We start from the raw sequence: 16444 nt of genomic DNA, 5'->3' as shown, positions 1-16444 counted from the left end.
GCAGGTGATGCAGCAAAACCGCCCGCCGTGCGAGGTTCGAATCGCAGTTCTGCTTTTTTGGGGAGTTTTCGCGACCCCAGCTGTCCACTTTCCAGCCCGTATTGGTTGAAGGTTGGTTTTCCATCGGTTTTTATCGGAAATTCGTTCGCGATCTTGCCAGAATGCCATCGGGTTGTTGCCACCGGTACTGGCGGGGCCGAGTATACTGGCCCGACCAAATTTGAGTTTCAACGTGAACGCCACCCGTGAGAGTGTTGGATGAGCCAAGCGATCAACAGTGAAGTAGAAAAACTGAGCGATGACGATGTCCAAGCGATCGATCGCTTGAGAGACGCTTATCAACGGTTGAGGAATGAACTGGGGCGAGTCATCGTTGGCCAAGCGACGACCATCGAACAACTCTCCATTTGCCTGTTCGCCCGACGCCATGCTTTGTTGATGGGTGTGCCCGGTTTGGCCAAGACGCTGCTGGTCAGCAAGTTGGCCGAGACATTGTCATTGAAGTTTCACCGGATTCAGTTCACGCCCGACCTGATGCCGATGGACATCACTGGGACCGACATTTTGCAAGACACGGCGGATGGACGCCGTGAGTTTCAGTTTGTCAAAGGCCCGATCTTTGCCAACATCGTCTTGGCCGACGAAATCAACCGCGCCCCACCCAAGACGCAGGCAGCGCTGTTGGAAGCGATGCAGGAGCAGAACGTCACGGTGTTGGGCAAGGAGTTTCACCTCGAAGCACCGTTCATGGTGTTGGCGACACAGAATCCGGTCGAGCAAGAAGGCACGTATCCGCTGCCCGAAGCTCAGTTGGACCGTTTTATGTCGTTGATCGAGCTGGATTATCCGAGTGAGGAAGAGGAGATCCAGATCGCGCGGACGACCACCGGTGGCGATCTGCCCACGTTGGATTCCTTGATGTCAGCCGAAGAAATCATCTCGCATCAAGCGCTCGTTCGTCGTGTTCCTGTTCCCGATCACATCTATACGTATGCCGCGCAGTTGGTGCGTCGGACACGACCGCAAGGGACCACCGCACCAGACTGGCTGACACCTTTGGTCGGTTGGGGGGCTGGGCCTCGTGCTGTGCAGAACTTGATCCTGGGAGCCAAGAGCCGGGCGGCGTTGGAGGGTAGCTACATGGTTCGCTTGGAAGACATCCAGTACGTCGCACCCGCCGTTCTGACACACCGGTTGATCACGACCTTCGCTGCGCAAGCCGAACGGGTCAGCGCCAAAGACATTGTCAAACGCTTAGTCGAAGAAACGCCTGCCTAGATATGTACGTCAGCCTTTCCAGGCTGACTTGCGGTGAGAATGTCAGGCTGGAAAGTACGTCAGCCTTTCTAGGCTGACTTGGTAAGTATGTCAGGCTAGAAAGGCTGACGTACATGCTTGGCCGCTGAAAGCTGCACGGATGCTCACACCTACCATTTCCCACGTATGTCTGAACCCAACACACGTAGTTTTTTTGATCCGCAAGTGGTCGCGCGACTGAGCGCGTTGCCGCTGACGGCGCGTCGACCGATGTTGGGCAGCGTTTCGGGAAAACATGCCAGCCCACACCGTGGCGCAAGTGTGGAGTTTGCCGAGTATCGCAAGTACGTGCCCGGCGACGATCTGCGTCGTTTGGACTGGCGAGCCTATGGGCGATGCGATCGTTTTTATGTCAAAGAGTTCGAGGCGGACACCAATCTGCGAATGGTTCTGGTTGTCGACACCAGCGGCTCGATGGATTTCGGCAGCGTGGGAACCACCAAACTGAACTACGCCCGCAGCGTTGCGGCGACGTTGAGTTATCTAGCGATCCAACAAGGCGACGCGGTCGGACTTGCGTGCGTGGCCGACGGGATTCATCAAGAGATTCCGCCGCGGCGAAGTGCTTCGCACGTCAAGACCTTGATGGATACCTTGTCCGGTGCGGTGCCTCAGGGCGAGACCGGTTTGGAAACGGTGTTGCATGAGTTGGCCGAGACGGTGCGTCAGCGTGCTTTGATCATCGTGCTATCGGACATGTTCATCGAGCCCGACGCGATGCGAGATTGCTTTGAGCATTTGAGATTTCGCAAGCACGATGTTTCGGTGTTTCATTTGCTCGATCCAGAAGAGATCGGATTCGATTTCCACCGACCCACACGATTCTTGGACATGGAGGGCGGAACGGCGATCTTTGCCGAACCGACCGAGATCGCCGATCGCTATCATGACGCGTTGTCGGAATACTTGACCGCGGTCAAAAAGGTCTCGTTGGAGACCGCTGTGGACTACCGTCGCGTGATCATCGATCAACCGTACGAAAAAGTGCTGACGGATTTCCTTGTCGATCGCGCTTTTCATCGGGGGAAACGATGAGCTTTTTGCAGATCGGTATGTTGGCCGCGTTGCCCCTGGTGTTGTTGCCGGTGATCATTCACCTCATCAACCAATGGCGATATCAGACCAAGCAGTGGGGCGCAATGATGTTCCTGCTGAAGGCCAACAAGATGGCTCGCGGCTATGCCAAGCTGCGTCAGTGGTTGATCATGGCGGCACGGATGTTGGTCATTGCAGGATTGATCTTTGCCATCGCCCGACCGCTCGCCAGCGGACTGTTGGGTTGGTCAGCGGGTGGACGCCCAGACACGACGATCTTGTTGTTGGATCGATCTCCCAGCATGCAACAAGCGGGCAGGGGAGGGCAGTCCAAGTTGGAGACCGGGCGTCGCCAGATCGCTGATGCACTGAAGACCCTCGGCTCCACCCACTGGGTGTTGATCGACAGCGCGACGATGCAGCCGCAGTCGTTCGAGTCGTTGGAAGCCATGATTGATGCTCCATCGACGGATGGAACCAGCGCGGCAGCCGACATCCCAGGGATGCTGCAAGCGACCGTGGACTATTTGAACAACAACCAGCCTGGTGCCAGCGAAGTCTGGTTGTGCAGCGATTTGCGTTCCGCGGACTGGCAACCTGATTCAGGGCGTTGGAAGGCCGTTCGAGAGGCGTTCGCCAAAATGCCGCAGACGGTTCGATTTCATCTCGTTGCTTATCCAGAGTCCGCCGACAGCGATGCATCCATTCGGGTTTTGGGTGCACGTCGCACACAAGCCGAGGGCAACGCGGTGCTGTTGTCGATGCAGGTCAGCCAATCGGGGACGGTCGCAAGCGGTGGGATGATGCCGGTGCGGATCGAGATCGATGGTGCGACCACGGAATTGAATGTCGAGATGACGGGCAATCAAGTCACCGTGCGTGACTACCGTGTTCCGTTGGCCGGCAGTGTCGATCGAGGCTGGGGAAAAGTTTCCATTCCTGCGGATTCCAATGCGGCGGACAATGAAGCGTACTTTGTATTCGCCGATCCGCCGGCGCGACGAGTCGTGTTGGTCACCGATGATCGCGAAGCATCGGCGGCGATCGAGATTGCCGCTGCGATTTCGCCGGACGGCAAGAGCGAATCGACCGTGGAAGTCATGGCACCAGAAACTTTGGATTCGTTGGTGTTGGATGACGCTGCGGTTTTGATTTGGCAAGCCGCGTTACCCGACGACGAGATTTCGCCGGCGGTCAAACGTTATGTCGATGGCGGTGGGCAAGTCCTGTTTTTTCCGCCCAGTAGCCTCAGTGGCGGTTTGGATGTCGAGGGCGAGTTTCTCGGAGTGTCTTGGCAAAGCTGGGTCGGTGATGAGAAAGCGTTGGTGGAGAATTGGCGTGGCGATCAGGACTTGTTGGCGGCTACCGGCAGCGGAGTCGGTTTGCCGGTCGGTCAATTGGAAATCAACGAACATGCCAAACTTGGCGGCGAATTCACCCAGTTGGCGACTTTGTCAGGTGGCGACCCGCTGTTGGTTCGTGTGCCGACGGCGCGTGGCGGCGTTTATTTCTGTACCGCGACCGCGGCCTCTGGCCAGTCGACTTTGGCCAGCAACGGGATCGTGCTGTACGTCGCCGTGCAACGCGCGATCCGGCAGGGCTTGGATGCGATCGGGCAGACTGGCAATCGTGTTGCTGGATCAACTGGTGAGGACGCAGTTGACGAAGATGCCTCCTCCGAATCAAGCGGGGCAGGGCAGGGGAGTGCGGCAGAAGAAATGGCTCAGTGGCGACAGATCGCAGGTCCCACCGGTGTGTTGTCGAGTGAATACACCTACCAAGCTGGCGTGTATCAAGCCACCAACGAGACCACAGAAAAAGAGCAGCCATTGGTCGCAGTCAATCGTTCGGTCCCCGAAGACCAACGCGACACGTTGACGGATTCGCAGTTGAGCAACTTATTTGCCGGTTTGGATTATTCACGAGTGGATGATTCTGCTGGCGGACTGGAGGGAATCGTTCAAGAGATCTGGCGATTCTTTTTGATCCTGATGATCGCCGCAATGTTGTTGGAAGCCCTGTTGTGCATTCCCCGCCGTCGGGCGAGCGCCGCGGCGATCGTAGGGCGTCCCGACGTCAGCGGGTTCAAGAAATCAGATAGTCGTTCCGCGGATCGAACGACGGCCGGTAGCGATCGGACGAAGGAGACGAGCGCCGCATGATCGCTAGTTTTTCCTTGCAGCCCAACGTGGCTTCGCTGATCGTTTCGATCATCGCCGTGGTGATGGTCGTGGTGTTGGCGTATTGGTCGTGGCAACGCAGCGGGTTTCATCGCGGCATCAATTTGCTCGAGTTGCTCCGCGTGTTGTTGGTGTTGGCCGCAGTCCTGTTGCTCAATCAGCCCGAAACCGTGCAGCAATTTCTGCCCACCGAAAAACCGACGATCGTGGTCTTGGGTGATCGATCCAAGAGCATGATGACGCGTGACGCTGGATTGGACGCTGGCGGCGAAAGGGCGTTGACGACACGCAGCGAAGCGATCGATGGCTTGATGGACGAGGCGACTTGGTCGGACGTCAAAGATCGATTCAATGTCGTCGTTCAGCCGTTTGCCGAAGGTGAACAGAGCGATGAAACCGACTTGGCCGGTGCCTTGGAATCTGCTCGTCGAGAACACGCGAATTTGCGCGGCGTGCTGTTGGCCAGCGATGGCGATTGGAACAGCGGCCCGCCGCCCGTCGATGTTGCGACCCGATTGCGTTTGGCGCAAGTGCCGATCTTTGGTGTCAGTGTCGGCAGTGCATCACGGTTGCCCGACGTGGATCTCTTGTCGTTTGACTTGCCCACCTCAGGCGTCGTCGGTAAAGCAGTTCGCATTCCGTTCACGATTGAAAGCTCACTGCCTCGCGATCACAGTGTTGTTGTGACGATGACATCGCAGGATGGTGAAAAAGTCACTCACGACGTTCGGATCAGTGCGATGGGGCGAACCACCGATGCCATTTTGTGGAAGCCCGAAAACGTCGGCGAGTTCGCCTTGACGCTGTCGGTTCCTGAACACGGTGACGAACAGATCACGGACAACAATTCGCGAACCGCTTCGATCACCATCAAAGAAGAAAAGCTCAAGGTGCTGGTCGTCGAATCCCTGCCGCGTTGGGAGTATCGATACCTAAGGAATGCGTTGTCGCGCGATCCGGGTGTCGAAGTCTCGTGCCTGTTGTTTCATCCCAAACTCAGCAAGGTCGGCGGCGGAAATCGCGACTACATCAAGACCTTTCCCGAAGCTCTGGAAGATTTGGCATTGTACGACGTCGTCTTTCTCGGAGACGTCGGGATCGACAATGGACAACTGACGCCCGAGCAGTGCGCTTTGCTAAAAGGTTTAGTACAGCAGCAGGCCAGTGGTCTGGTTTTCATGCCCGGTTGGCAAGGCAACCAACTGTCGCTCGCCGAAACCGAATTGGCAGAGTTGATTCCCGTCACTCTTGATGAGGGGCAGCCGGAGGGCTGGGGGTCGCAGGCGCCGGGGCACTTTGCATTGACCGAACTGGGCCGACGAAGCCTGCTGACCAAACTGGCCGACACTTCGGACGAAAACATGCAGGTTTGGGAAAGCCTGCCAGGGTTTCAGTGGTACGCACCGATCATTCGAGCCAAGGCGGGCACGGATGTGTTGGCCGTGCACCAAGACGCGTCCAACGAGTACGGTCGCATTCCGCTATTGGTGACCAAGACATCCGGTGCCGGAAAGGTCCTCTTCATGGGAACGGACGGCGCGTGGCGTTGGCGGCGAGGCGTGGAGGATCTCTACCACTATCGTTTCTGGGGCCAAGTCGTTCGCTGGATGGCGTATCGTCGAAACATGGCCAAGGGCGAGTTGATGCGATTCTTTTATACACCCGAACAGCCCAAGGTACGCCAGACCATCGCATTGTCCGTCAATGCGATGGAAAAGAGCGGTGAGCCACTGAGCAAAGGAAACGTGACCGCACGGATCGTCGCCCCCAGCGGCGAAGCCAAAACGGTTCGCTTGCAAAAAATCGGTGAACAGTGGGGAGCCTTTGGCGGCGCGTTCACGCCCAGCGAGCCGGGGCGCCACGAAGTCACCTTGAGGTGTGCTCAGACGCAAGCCGTCCTGCAAACCAACATCGATGTTCAGGGTGCCACATTGGAGCGACTGGGTAAGCCTGCCCGGCCGGAGGTGCTGGAGGAACTAGCCCGTGTGACGCGGGGACAGGTGCTGAAATCGGGCGATGTCGGAAAAATCGTCCAAGCGATTTCCGATATTCCGCCGCCGGTCGCCCAAGTCCGGCGGGTCCAATTGTGGAGCCATCCGTTGGTTGCGGCCCTGATGATCGCGATGTTGGGGCTTTTTTGGGTCGGACGAAAGATGGTCGGCGTGATCTAGTGCTATGAGTGTGAATTGACATTGATTGGAAACGAGTCAAATACCAGCACGAAGCGCAAGCGAGTGAATAAAACGCCATGAATCACTCGCTTGCGCTTCGTGCTGGTATCAAAGCTCAATTCGCGATTTTGGCAGTAGCCGGCTTTTTTGCACGGGCAGACAAATTCGCTGTACTTATTGACGTCCAAACGCATAAACTGGTGGTGTCCAAACCAGACCCCTGATCGGGCCCGACCCCTGATTGGACTGTCCCTGCACTCGGTTCCAGCACTCGAGCTTGAATGAAGCCATGAGCACTAACGAAACTCCCTCGCTGTTGACCCTGCCGGCGTCACTCAAACGCCAGTTGCTCTCTTTTCGGTCTCGGGTGTGGACGACCAAGGTGGTCGAGGCTGTCGGCCTGGCATGCTTGGCCGTATTGGTTGCCTTATTGTCGGTGTTCATCGTCGATCGATTTGTGGACACCTCACCGTTGGTTCGCGCGGTGATCCTGATCGCGATGACGGTCACGATGCTGGTCATACCGATTGCCATCTATCGATGGGTGTATCGCAATCGACGTTTGGATCAACTGGCCCGATTGCTGCGACAACGAGAGCCAAGCATTGGTGATCAACTGTTGGGCGTCATCGAGTTGGCAGAGAGCGATACCGAACAATCGCGTTCACGCGCGTTGTGTGCTGCTGCGATCGAGCAGGTTGCGGGCGCGGCGCAAAAACGCAATCTCAACGATGCGGCACCTCGTCACTGGTTGCCCGTGGTAGGCTCGCTCGTCGGCGCCGCCCTGTTGGCGATGCTTGGTTTGCTCATTTGGTCGCCGCCAGCAGTCTCCAACGCATGGTCGCGATTGCTGTCTCCCTTTAACGGGCCGGAGCGATACACGTTCACCGCCGTTGAACCGATGCCCGAATCAATGATCGTGCCACATGGCGAAAGCGTCCGCTGGACGGTTGCCTTGGATCCGGAATCACGATGGCAACCAGAGCAGGCGACGTTGACCGTGCCGGGATACCCAGAACAAGTCGTCTCGTTGGTCAAGCCAGAGAATGCAACCGAGGCTGTTGCACGCACATCGGGTAGCTCAGGTCGTTACGAGTTTCAATTGCCGGCCAGCACCGCGCCGTCGGAGATGATGGTTCGAATCGGTGACTTCTATCAATCCGTTCAACTCGATCCCCAATTCCGACCCGAACTGGTCGCTGCCAACGCGATGGTTCAGTTACCTGAGTACTTGCAAATCAAGGAAACGATGGAACGTGACGTCCGCAGCGGCACCTTGAGTGTCGTTCAAGGTAGCAAGGCCAAGGTCACCGCAACCGCGTCGCGCGACTTGGAGGCTGCCGCGATCAACGAAGAGCAGGTTGCAGTGATCAACGCGAGTTTTTCATCGGCTGACGTTTCTATCGATGGCGAGGCAGGTCAACTGGCGTTGACCTGGCGGGACCGCGACGGACTGGAGGGCAAGCAGCCCTTTGAGTTGTCGTTGAAGTCCGCGCCCGATGAAGCACCCAGCGTGGTCACACAGGAATTGCCCCGCCAAGCTGTGCTATTGGACAGCGAGCAGTTGAATTTCCAAGCCATGTCGGCGGACGATTTTGGAATCAAACGCGTCGGCTTGGAGTGGCGTGGGTTGGACGACCGGATGCAAACACCTGCCGAGGGCGAAAAGGTTTTGGCCATGGGAGGTCCCGAGCAATCCTCGTTGCAGTTGCCCGCCACATTCAGTGCGAAGTCATTCGGAATTGAACCCCAGCCGATCGAACTTCGGTTGTGGGTGGAGGATTACTTGCCCGGTCGAAACCGCGTGTATTCGTCGCCGCACATTTTCTATGTGTTGACGCCAGAGCAGCACGCCATCTGGATGACCAACGAGATGAGCAAGTGGCATCGCGCCGCGCTCGACGTGCGAGATCGTGAGATGGGGCTGCACGAACGAAACAAGCAAATCCGAGAGATGTCACCGGAGGAACTGGCCGACGATGCCATGCGTGACGAAATCCGCAAGCAGGCACGCGGCGAAGCCTCCAACGGTCGTCAGTTGGCCAGTCTGTCTCGGCAAGGCAAAGAACTACTACGACAAGCCGCACGGAACCCCGAGTTGGGCGTGGGGCACTTGGAGAAGTGGGCCGAGATGTTGCAGATCTTGGAAGACATCTCAGCCAATCGGATGCCTTCGGTTGCTGAGTTGCTCGACAAAGCGTCCGCGGCAAACAAGATCGCTCGCAAGGACAGCAAGTCGGGACCACAGGCCGGCAAAAATCGAGCCACCGCGGGCGCTCCCGGCGGTGAGGACAAGCCGGAGGAAGAAAAGAAGGGTGAGAAACCTGCGGTGCCTTCGTTGGTAGATCAAGAAAGCTCGCAGCAACCCGCCGACCCAGCAGGCGAAGAACCCAACAAGAAAAAGAAAGAATCGAATCCGCGTTTGACGCTGCCTGTCACCACGATTGCAGGTCCGCCAAAGAAGCCGGATCCGGCGGCCGAGAAGGAAGAAGACAAGCCCGAAGAACCGATGGACGAAGCGATCAAGGAACAAAAGGACTTGCTCGCCGAGTTTGAGAAAGTCGCCGATGAACTCAACACGCTGTTGGCCAATTTGGAAGGCAGCACATTGGTCAAACGTCTCAAAGCGATGTCGCGTGAACAGAATCAGATCGCCGAACGCATCAGTGAGCGTATCGATGCGGTGTTTGGCGATCGATCACCTGATGAGAAAACCGACCGAGAGTTATTGGCCAAGTTGTCCGAAGTCGAATTGGGCACGACCAAGTCGGTGTCGTACATCATGGACGACATGCAAAGCTACTTTGAACGCCGACGCATGAATCAGTTCAAAGCGGTCTTGGACGAGATGCGCGAGTCGGAAGTGCTGACCGCGTTGACGACCTTGAGCGAAGACATTCCTAAAGAGCAGGGCATGTCGATCGCGCAAGCCGAGTTTTGGTCGGACAGTTTTGATCGTTGGGCCGATGACTTGGTCGATCCGGCCTGCAGTGGCCAGTGCCCCGGATGCAAGGGAGCCGACTCCCTGCCGCCATCGGTGATTCTGGAGGTACTGCAAATCCTGGAGGGCGAAGTCAACTTGCGTGAAGAAACCCGTGTGACCGAGCAGGCCCGCGAGGCGATGGAGAAGGACGATCACAAGAGCGAAGCGATCCGGTTGAGTGAAACCCAAGACGGGTTGCGGGATCGTACCGATCAGGTCATCGAGCGAATCGAGCAGTTGCCCGAGGGGGCGGCGAAGTTTGCCAAGGAAATCGACTTGTTGACCGCCGTCAGTCGCGTGATGGTAGAAGCTCGAGAGATCTTGGTTTCAGCCGAGACCGGCAGCGCGGCGATCGCAGCGGAGACCGAAGCGATCGAGTTGTTGCTGCGTTGCAAACGAATCAATCCCAAGGGTGGCGGCGGTGGAGGCAGCAGTCCAGGCGGAGGAGGGCAGGGCGACACCCAAGATGCCGCGTTGGCCTTGCTGGGCACCGGTGTCAATGAAAAGGAACAACGTCGTGCGACCGATGTCACGCAAGCAACCGGCGAGACAGGACGTGCACTGCCGGAAGAATTCCGGGCCGGACTCGATGAGTATTTCAATCGACTGGAACGTCAAAAATGAGTTCCCCCTCAACCCTCCGAGTCTTCTGCGCTCTCTGCTTCGCCACCGTTTGCATTTGCTTCGGTACGGCGACCGTGTTTGCCGATGATGGCGAGGTGTTGCAAGCGGTTGAAGTGGGCGAGGAAGATGTCATCGTCGAGATGGACGAAGTAGACGTCGTATTTGAAGAGGCTATGGCCATGGATATGGAAATGGGCTTGGACATCAACGGCAATCCCGTTGAGTCCAAGTTGAAGGCCTATGTTCGTCGCCAGCGAGTGTTGGTGTCGTTAGTTTGTGAACTGGATGACGTCCAGAAAAAACAGCTCGATGAGTTGGACGACAAGTGGGTGCAGGAAAAGATCAAGCAGTCGGTCGAGCGTCCTGAACAAGAAGTCAGAGTGGTGCAGCCGAATTTGATTGCTCGTTTTTTTGGTGCACAGCCCCGTCCGATCAACAGAGGGCGTGGCCAGCCATTCGTCGATGAAGCCGCTGTGCGATCAACGATCGACGAGGCGATCACAGGTATCTTGACCCAAGAGCAAGAAAAGCTGTTGGACGACGAGCGACTTGCTGCAGAAAGGTTTCAGCACGAAGCCACTGCGGATGCGGTGATCGAGTGCCTGAGCACACAGCTCAATGTCAGGGATGAGCAACGCGAGCCACTGAAAACAAAACTCATCCCGTGGCTGAAAAATCGAGACATGATGATGTCGCCGTATTTTTCTGGCAACCAGTATGTGCCGTCGATTCCCTCGCACCTGTTGGATGGTCTGGATAAAGAACAGTTGAAAATCTACGGCGGGTTGCAACAGGTCTCTTTTTCATCCGAGAGTTTTAACAACGGCGAAACGCCGATCGTGATCAAACCATGAAGTACGGCTCTGTTCGTTCTGCTACGAACTTGGCCCTTCTGGTGTTGATCGGCTGGTTCCTGACAAGCTGGCGTCATGCCGATGCGCAGGTTTTCTTTGCCGGCCAGGCTGCCGAGCGCGATTTTATCGCGATGTTTGCCTTTAACGGTCGTTCGGAAACCGATGTGAAGAATCAGATGAGGATGCTGTCGGGCATTCAAGTCGATTTGGTCGCCAAGATTGGTGAGCTGGATGAGCAGCAGACCGACAAGTTGCAGGCGGCCACGGAATCGGACATCCGTCGCTTCTTTCGCGAAGTCGATCAGGTGCGTCATCAGTTGGATGAAATGAAGCTGGGACCAAACGATATCAACGAAGCATGGCAGGTCGTGTCGCCGATTCAAGTAAGAATGAATGCGGGAATCTTCGGTGAACAGTCGTTGTTCCAGCGGGTCATCAAGTCGGTCCTGACGCCGGATCAACAGACGGCTTATCAAGACGAATTGGTCCGACAAAGGGTTCGACGTTGGAATATCATCACACGGATGAACATCGCCGAAATTGAACGCAATTCGATGCCGCTGACCTCATCGCAACGCGACCAATTGCTGGCGGTATTGGAAAAAGTGGAATTGCCAGCCACGCTCAACAAACAGATGGATGGCTACGCAGGCTACATCCGTTTGACCGGTTCGGCCAAGCATGATCAACAACTAAAGAAATTTCTCACACCGGCGCAAATGAAAGTGATCGATCAATACCGACTACGATACGAAGGCTGGTTGGGGCAGGTGGTGCCGTGAACAAACAGAGTTGCAACATGACCAACTGGACGACCTCCCCCTCTCCCCACACCCGTAATGGGATTCGCCAGAATTCCCTTCCCCCCAAGGACTCCCGCTTGAACCCCAAGACGTCTTTGATCGTTGCGTTCAGCTTCGCGGTATTGCTGCTGATTTTTTCGACGCCTTCCGCAACGGCGCAAGAGTTCGTCGCTCCACAGGGTGATGTCGTCTCACGTGACGTGCGTGAAATGTATGACCGAGGTTTAGCCTATCTGGTTTCGACACAGACCGACGATGGGACTTGGGCATCATCCGGAGAGCGAGGTGCGGGAACGACCGGATTGGGTCTGTTGGCGTTGTTAGCGTCGGGCGAAGATCCGAACTTTGGTCCCTATCGGACGCCGATCCGCAAAGCCGTTCAGCATTTGATCAAAACTCAATCCGATAGCACGGGATACATGGGACCGAGCATGTATCACCACGGCTTTGCATTGTTGGCGCTCAGTGAAGCTTATGGCGCGGTGGATGAAACCGATTTGTGGGCTGGATCGTCCGATGCCGTCAATCGCAGCATCGCGGAGACATTGGAGCTGGGCGTTCGCTGTGCCTTGACTTCGCAGAAAAGCAACCCTCTTGGTGCATGGCGTTATTCGCCTCGAACTCGAGACGCCGACACATCGGTCAGCGGTGCCGTACTGATGGGCTTGTTGGCGGCACGCAACGCCGGGATCGAAGTGCCGGACGAAAACGTCGATCGCGCGATCAAGTACTTCACCAGCATGACCGGCGGCAATGGCATCGTCGGCTACTCAGGCGGTTTGGGTGGTTTCGGTGAATCGATTGCACGCAGCAGCATCGCCTGTTTGGTCTACTCCATCGCCGGCCGCAAAGACTTGAAACAGTACGAAGCCACGAAGAGTTATTTGATCAATAATTTGTCCGAGTCGTCTTCTTGGCCCGAGTACTCCCGCTATTACCAGGCTCAGGCGTTGTTCCAAGCCGACATCGATGCGTGGGAGAAATGGAATCGCTCGCTGGTCCGAAAACTAAAATCCGCCCAGAAAGAAGATGGCAGTTTTCAAGGCGATTTGGGGCCCGCCAATAGCACATCGATGGGACTGTTGGCGTTGGCACTCAACTACCGATTCTTGCCGATCTACGAACGATGATTCAATTGAAAAACATTCTGATATTCCGACGGACTTGCTTGGCGTTGTGTGTGGCATTGTTTTGTCCTGCGGCCGTCAGCCGCGCCGCGGAGGATGCTGCGTCAGACAATGGTGCGCTGCGTCTGTCGCTCAAGGACGGAGGGTTCGTTCTCGGGCAGCCGGTTTCCAGTCCGACGGACAATCGGATTCGCTGGAGCAACCCACAATTCAGCGGCCCGCTGGAATTCGATATCCAGGCATTGAGGAATGTTTCCGGCAGCGCTGCGCCGCCGGCGCCGCAAAAAGGGCATTCCTTTTTGCTGGAATCTGGAACGCGGATATCGGGAACGCTGCAACAGTGGGGTGAGCAGTGGGTCAGTGTCGATTCACCGGACTGTGGATTGGTTCAAATTCGTCGCGAGGACTTGAGAAGCATTGAGTCCAACGAGATTGTCGGCCAACGTCTTTATGCCGGTCCCAAGTCAGTCGATCAGTGGAGTGTGTTGTCCACCGATAAGTCTTGGGACTACGTCTCGGGATCGCTGACGACCAGTGTCAAGGGAGCACGTTTGGCAAGTGACGTTGGGTTGCCCGTGCGGTTTCGTTTGTCCCTCGCCATGTCATGGAACGAGAACCCGGACTTCGTCTTGGCCATCGGTTGCGAGAAGCCAAAGAATCGTGAGAACGTGCAAGTGGAAAATGGGGTGGTGCGCCGCGTGAATTTGCCCGCAGCGCAGGATCGACGCAATTATGGCACGCGAATCGAAATGTGGGACGCGCACTTGGCCACCGTCCGCGAAGTCGGAAACTTGGCTGACATTGCAGTGCTGCCGCTGGAGGATTCAGCCGATCGATTCGAGTTGACTTTTTACATTGATCAGGTGGAGGGCGTGGTTGCGATCTATTCCAAGCGAGGACGCATGTTGGAAAAGATCGTCGTGCCCGGCACGCCCGGTTCAGAGAATCCCTACGTCCTGCTGGAGAACTTTGGAAAGCAGATTTCGCTGGACCAGTTCGATGTCTTTGCGTGGGATGGTCATCTGCCCGAGTCGATGGATTTTCCTGAAAGCTATGTCCTGGCTCGCGATGGTGCCATGATCCAAGGGTCGATCACCGGTTTTGACCCCAGTTCGGGCGAATTGACGTTGGTTCATCTCGATGGCGAATCAGATTCGTTGTCGATCGATAAACTGCAACGATCGATTCTCGCCCGACCGCAGCCTGACCAATCAGCGTCGGATTCGGCGACAGAGGAGACTGATGAGTCGGAGCAAGAGAATCCTGAGAACACTGAGTCAGAGAACACTGAGTCAGAGAATACTGAGTCAGAGAACACTGAGTCAGAGAATACTGACAAAGAGAAAGATTCGTCTACGAAATCCGAGGCGGAACTGGAAACCGCAAAAGATGCAGCCGAGCGAGAAGACTTTGCCCAGCGGGATGCCGCTCAAATGGTCGAGGTTCAACTTGCCGGTGGGTCACGATTGGTCGGTTTCATGGACGCCGCCGATGATCAGCAGCGATTTCGTATGCGATGTCAAAGTGTTCGCGGTAGCGAGTCACTTGGTCTCTCTTATGACGCGGTCGGGGTGGTGTCGATCACTGGTTCCGAAAATCGCTACACCGCGAAAGAAGATTCCGATGTGCCGACGACGCGAGGGCAATTGACCGCTGATGGCGTGCAGTTATCTGGTTCTCTGGTGGATGCGGGCGATGTCGATGGACCAACGGTCTTGGTCTGGCGACCCTGGGCGAGTGAGTCGGCCGTTGCATTGACATCCGATGCGAGAGGTGAGATCGCGTTCACGTCGTCGGGTCGACGTGTCCAGGCTCCGGTTGCTGCCAACCCCGGCCCAGGCAATGGGGCAGGGCAGGGCGGTGGGATTGGGCAATTGCTCGGTGGCATTTTCGGCGGAGCTCCTGCGTCTCGACCTTCACCGGCGTCCGTTTTGCCGCACAAGCCCAATGTGGACGGGCTGCCAGAGACGGCCGAGATGGTTTTCATGTCGGGCGACTCGATTCGTGGTGCGGTCACGCGAATCGATGCCGAAGGTATGAAACTGGCCAGTCAGTCCACGGCCACTTCGTTTGTGCCCCATGACAAGATTCATTCGGTATTGTTATCGCCGCCGAGCAAAAACACCCCGGTGGACGAAGAAAAGATGCAGCGGTTGATGACCGTGCCTCGTCAAATGCGAGACGACCCACCGACACACTTATTGGTTTCACCCACCGGGGACTTTCTGCGATGTCGGTTGGTCTCGTTGGATGAGAAAAACGTGAACGTCGAAGTCCGTTTGCAACTGCGTTCGATCCCCATTGAAAACGTATCACGCATCATTTGGCTGCATGAGCGACCTTGGTTGGACAAGAAAGATGCCGGTGAGGGTGATGGGTCCGCGGAGGGTGATGACGCACCTGAACAACCAGCGGCTGATCCGCCCGAGACGGAAATGCTCGTTCACGCGATCCGGCCATCTGGACGTGGCGTGACGTTTCGCCCCACTGCTTGTGATGCGGAAACGTTGTCGGGTGAAAGTGAACTGTTGGGAGAATGCTCGGTCGCGATTTCCGATTTGACGCTCCTGATGTTTGGCAGTGACGTGGGTTCGCGAGCGCAAGAACGTCGCGACGAGAGTTGGAAGCTTTCGTTGGCCAAGTTGCCTCGCATTTACGAAGAAGACACCAGCGCAGGCGATGCCAACGCTGGCAAAATAGGACCGTTGGTGGGCAAGCCCGCGCCGGACATCCGATTGAACACGATCGATGGCGAGCCATTCAACTTGGCCGATCATCAAGGCAAATGGGTGATCCTGGATTTCTGGGCCAGTTGGTGTGGACCGTGCATTCAAACGATGCCCGAAGTCGAGAAGCTGGTGGAATCACTTGAGCGAGAGGACCTGATGCTGGTCGCCGTCAATCTGCAGGATTCCGTCGAGCGGGCCAAGCTGGCGGTCGAGCGAATGGGGTTGGCCAATGCGTTGGTCGTGATGGATGTCGATGGCGAGACCGGGCGTTTCTACGATGCCCGTGCCATTCCGCAAACGGTAATCATCGACCCCGAAGGAAACGTCACCCACGTCTTCGTCGGCGGCGGTTCCAAATTCCTCAAGGATCTTCGAGCCGCCCTGACGCAGTGATCGTCGCTCAACGTCGATAGCGTGCGGGATCATCCGCTCGGCCACTGCTTTTCGTGTTCACGCATTGCTACGTTCGTAATTTTTGGGTGTTGGTCGAACGTATGGCGGCGCACGCTATCGATCTGGAAGATCGAGCGACATTCGCTCGACGTTCCACGTCGATAGCGTGCGGCTCTTACACCTATATTCGAGAACCGGGACGCTCTCTATCTCGCTGCGGCTGATGAA

The 16444-nt window shown here is 56.5% G+C and carries 9 protein-coding genes; all 9 read left to right on the top strand.

The window, feature by feature from the left end:
* The first annotated feature begins 258 nt into the window (after positions 1–258).
* The 9 genes from Pla52nx_RS28450 to Pla52nx_RS28410 all read left to right on the top strand — a co-directional run bounded on the left by Pla52nx_RS28450 (position 259) and on the right by Pla52nx_RS28410 (position 16216).
* Entirely contained in the window at positions 259–1278 is a 1020-nt protein-coding gene (locus Pla52nx_RS28450) for an AAA family ATPase (RefSeq protein WP_146521337.1), read from the top strand.
* A gap of 165 nt (positions 1279–1443) precedes the next feature.
* On the top strand, positions 1444–2352 hold the full coding sequence (locus Pla52nx_RS28445) for a DUF58 domain-containing protein (protein WP_146521336.1): 909 nt from the start codon (positions 1444–1446) through the stop codon (positions 2350–2352).
* Positions 2349–4514, top strand: coding sequence for a BatA domain-containing protein (locus Pla52nx_RS28440; protein WP_146521335.1), 2166 nt, complete (start codon positions 2349–2351; stop codon positions 4512–4514). Before Pla52nx_RS28445 ends, Pla52nx_RS28440 begins: the two co-directional genes overlap by 4 nt.
* Positions 4511–6703: a hypothetical protein gene (locus Pla52nx_RS28435; protein ID WP_146521334.1), complete on the top strand. Its 2193-nt coding sequence runs from the start codon at positions 4511–4513 to the stop codon at positions 6701–6703. Before Pla52nx_RS28440 ends, Pla52nx_RS28435 begins: the two co-directional genes overlap by 4 nt.
* A gap of 289 nt (positions 6704–6992) precedes the next feature.
* Positions 6993–10310, top strand: coding sequence for a hypothetical protein (locus tag Pla52nx_RS28430; protein ID WP_146521333.1), 3318 nt, complete (start codon positions 6993–6995; stop codon positions 10308–10310).
* A complete protein-coding gene (locus Pla52nx_RS28425; RefSeq protein WP_146521332.1) occupies positions 10307–11164 on the top strand; it encodes a hypothetical protein in 858 nt (285 codons plus the stop codon). Before Pla52nx_RS28430 ends, Pla52nx_RS28425 begins: the two co-directional genes overlap by 4 nt.
* Positions 11161–11946, top strand: coding sequence for a hypothetical protein (locus Pla52nx_RS28420; protein WP_146521331.1), 786 nt, complete (start codon positions 11161–11163; stop codon positions 11944–11946). Before Pla52nx_RS28425 ends, Pla52nx_RS28420 begins: the two co-directional genes overlap by 4 nt.
* Positions 11947–11963: 17 nt before the next feature.
* Entirely contained in the window at positions 11964–13097 is a 1134-nt protein-coding gene (locus tag Pla52nx_RS28415; protein ID WP_231742139.1) for a prenyltransferase/squalene oxidase repeat-containing protein, read from the top strand.
* Positions 13094–16216, top strand: coding sequence for a redoxin domain-containing protein (locus tag Pla52nx_RS28410; protein WP_146521330.1), 3123 nt, complete (start codon positions 13094–13096; stop codon positions 16214–16216). Before Pla52nx_RS28415 ends, Pla52nx_RS28410 begins: the two co-directional genes overlap by 4 nt.
* Positions 16217–16444 lie beyond the last annotated feature (228 nt).

The sequence above is a fragment of the Stieleria varia genome, from assembly GCF_038443385.1.
GTDB lineage: Bacteria > Planctomycetota > Planctomycetia > Pirellulales > Pirellulaceae > Stieleria > Stieleria varia.
Note: the sequence above shows the minus strand (reverse complement) of the source record. Positions and strands in the feature narration are given on the sequence as shown.

Bases quoted from the DNA above. Each gene is read 5' to 3' on its own strand.
- Pla52nx_RS28450 (WP_146521337.1), top strand. From the start codon at position 259: ATGAGCCAAGCGATCAACAGTGAAGTAGAAAAACTGAGCGATGACGAT.
- Pla52nx_RS28445 (WP_146521336.1), top strand. From the start codon at position 1,444: ATGTCTGAACCCAACACACGTAGTTTTTTTGATCCGCAAGTGGTCGCG.
- Pla52nx_RS28440 (WP_146521335.1), top strand. From the start codon at position 2,349: ATGAGCTTTTTGCAGATCGGTATGTTGGCCGCGTTGCCCCTGGTGTTG.
- Pla52nx_RS28435 (WP_146521334.1), top strand. From the start codon at position 4,511: ATGATCGCTAGTTTTTCCTTGCAGCCCAACGTGGCTTCGCTGATCGTT.
- Pla52nx_RS28430 (WP_146521333.1), top strand. From the start codon at position 6,993: ATGAGCACTAACGAAACTCCCTCGCTGTTGACCCTGCCGGCGTCACTC.
- Pla52nx_RS28425 (WP_146521332.1), top strand. From the start codon at position 10,307: ATGAGTTCCCCCTCAACCCTCCGAGTCTTCTGCGCTCTCTGCTTCGCC.
- Pla52nx_RS28420 (WP_146521331.1), top strand. From the start codon at position 11,161: ATGAAGTACGGCTCTGTTCGTTCTGCTACGAACTTGGCCCTTCTGGTG.
- Pla52nx_RS28415 (WP_231742139.1), top strand. From the start codon at position 11,964: ATGACCAACTGGACGACCTCCCCCTCTCCCCACACCCGTAATGGGATT.
- Pla52nx_RS28410 (WP_146521330.1), top strand. From the start codon at position 13,094: ATGATTCAATTGAAAAACATTCTGATATTCCGACGGACTTGCTTGGCG.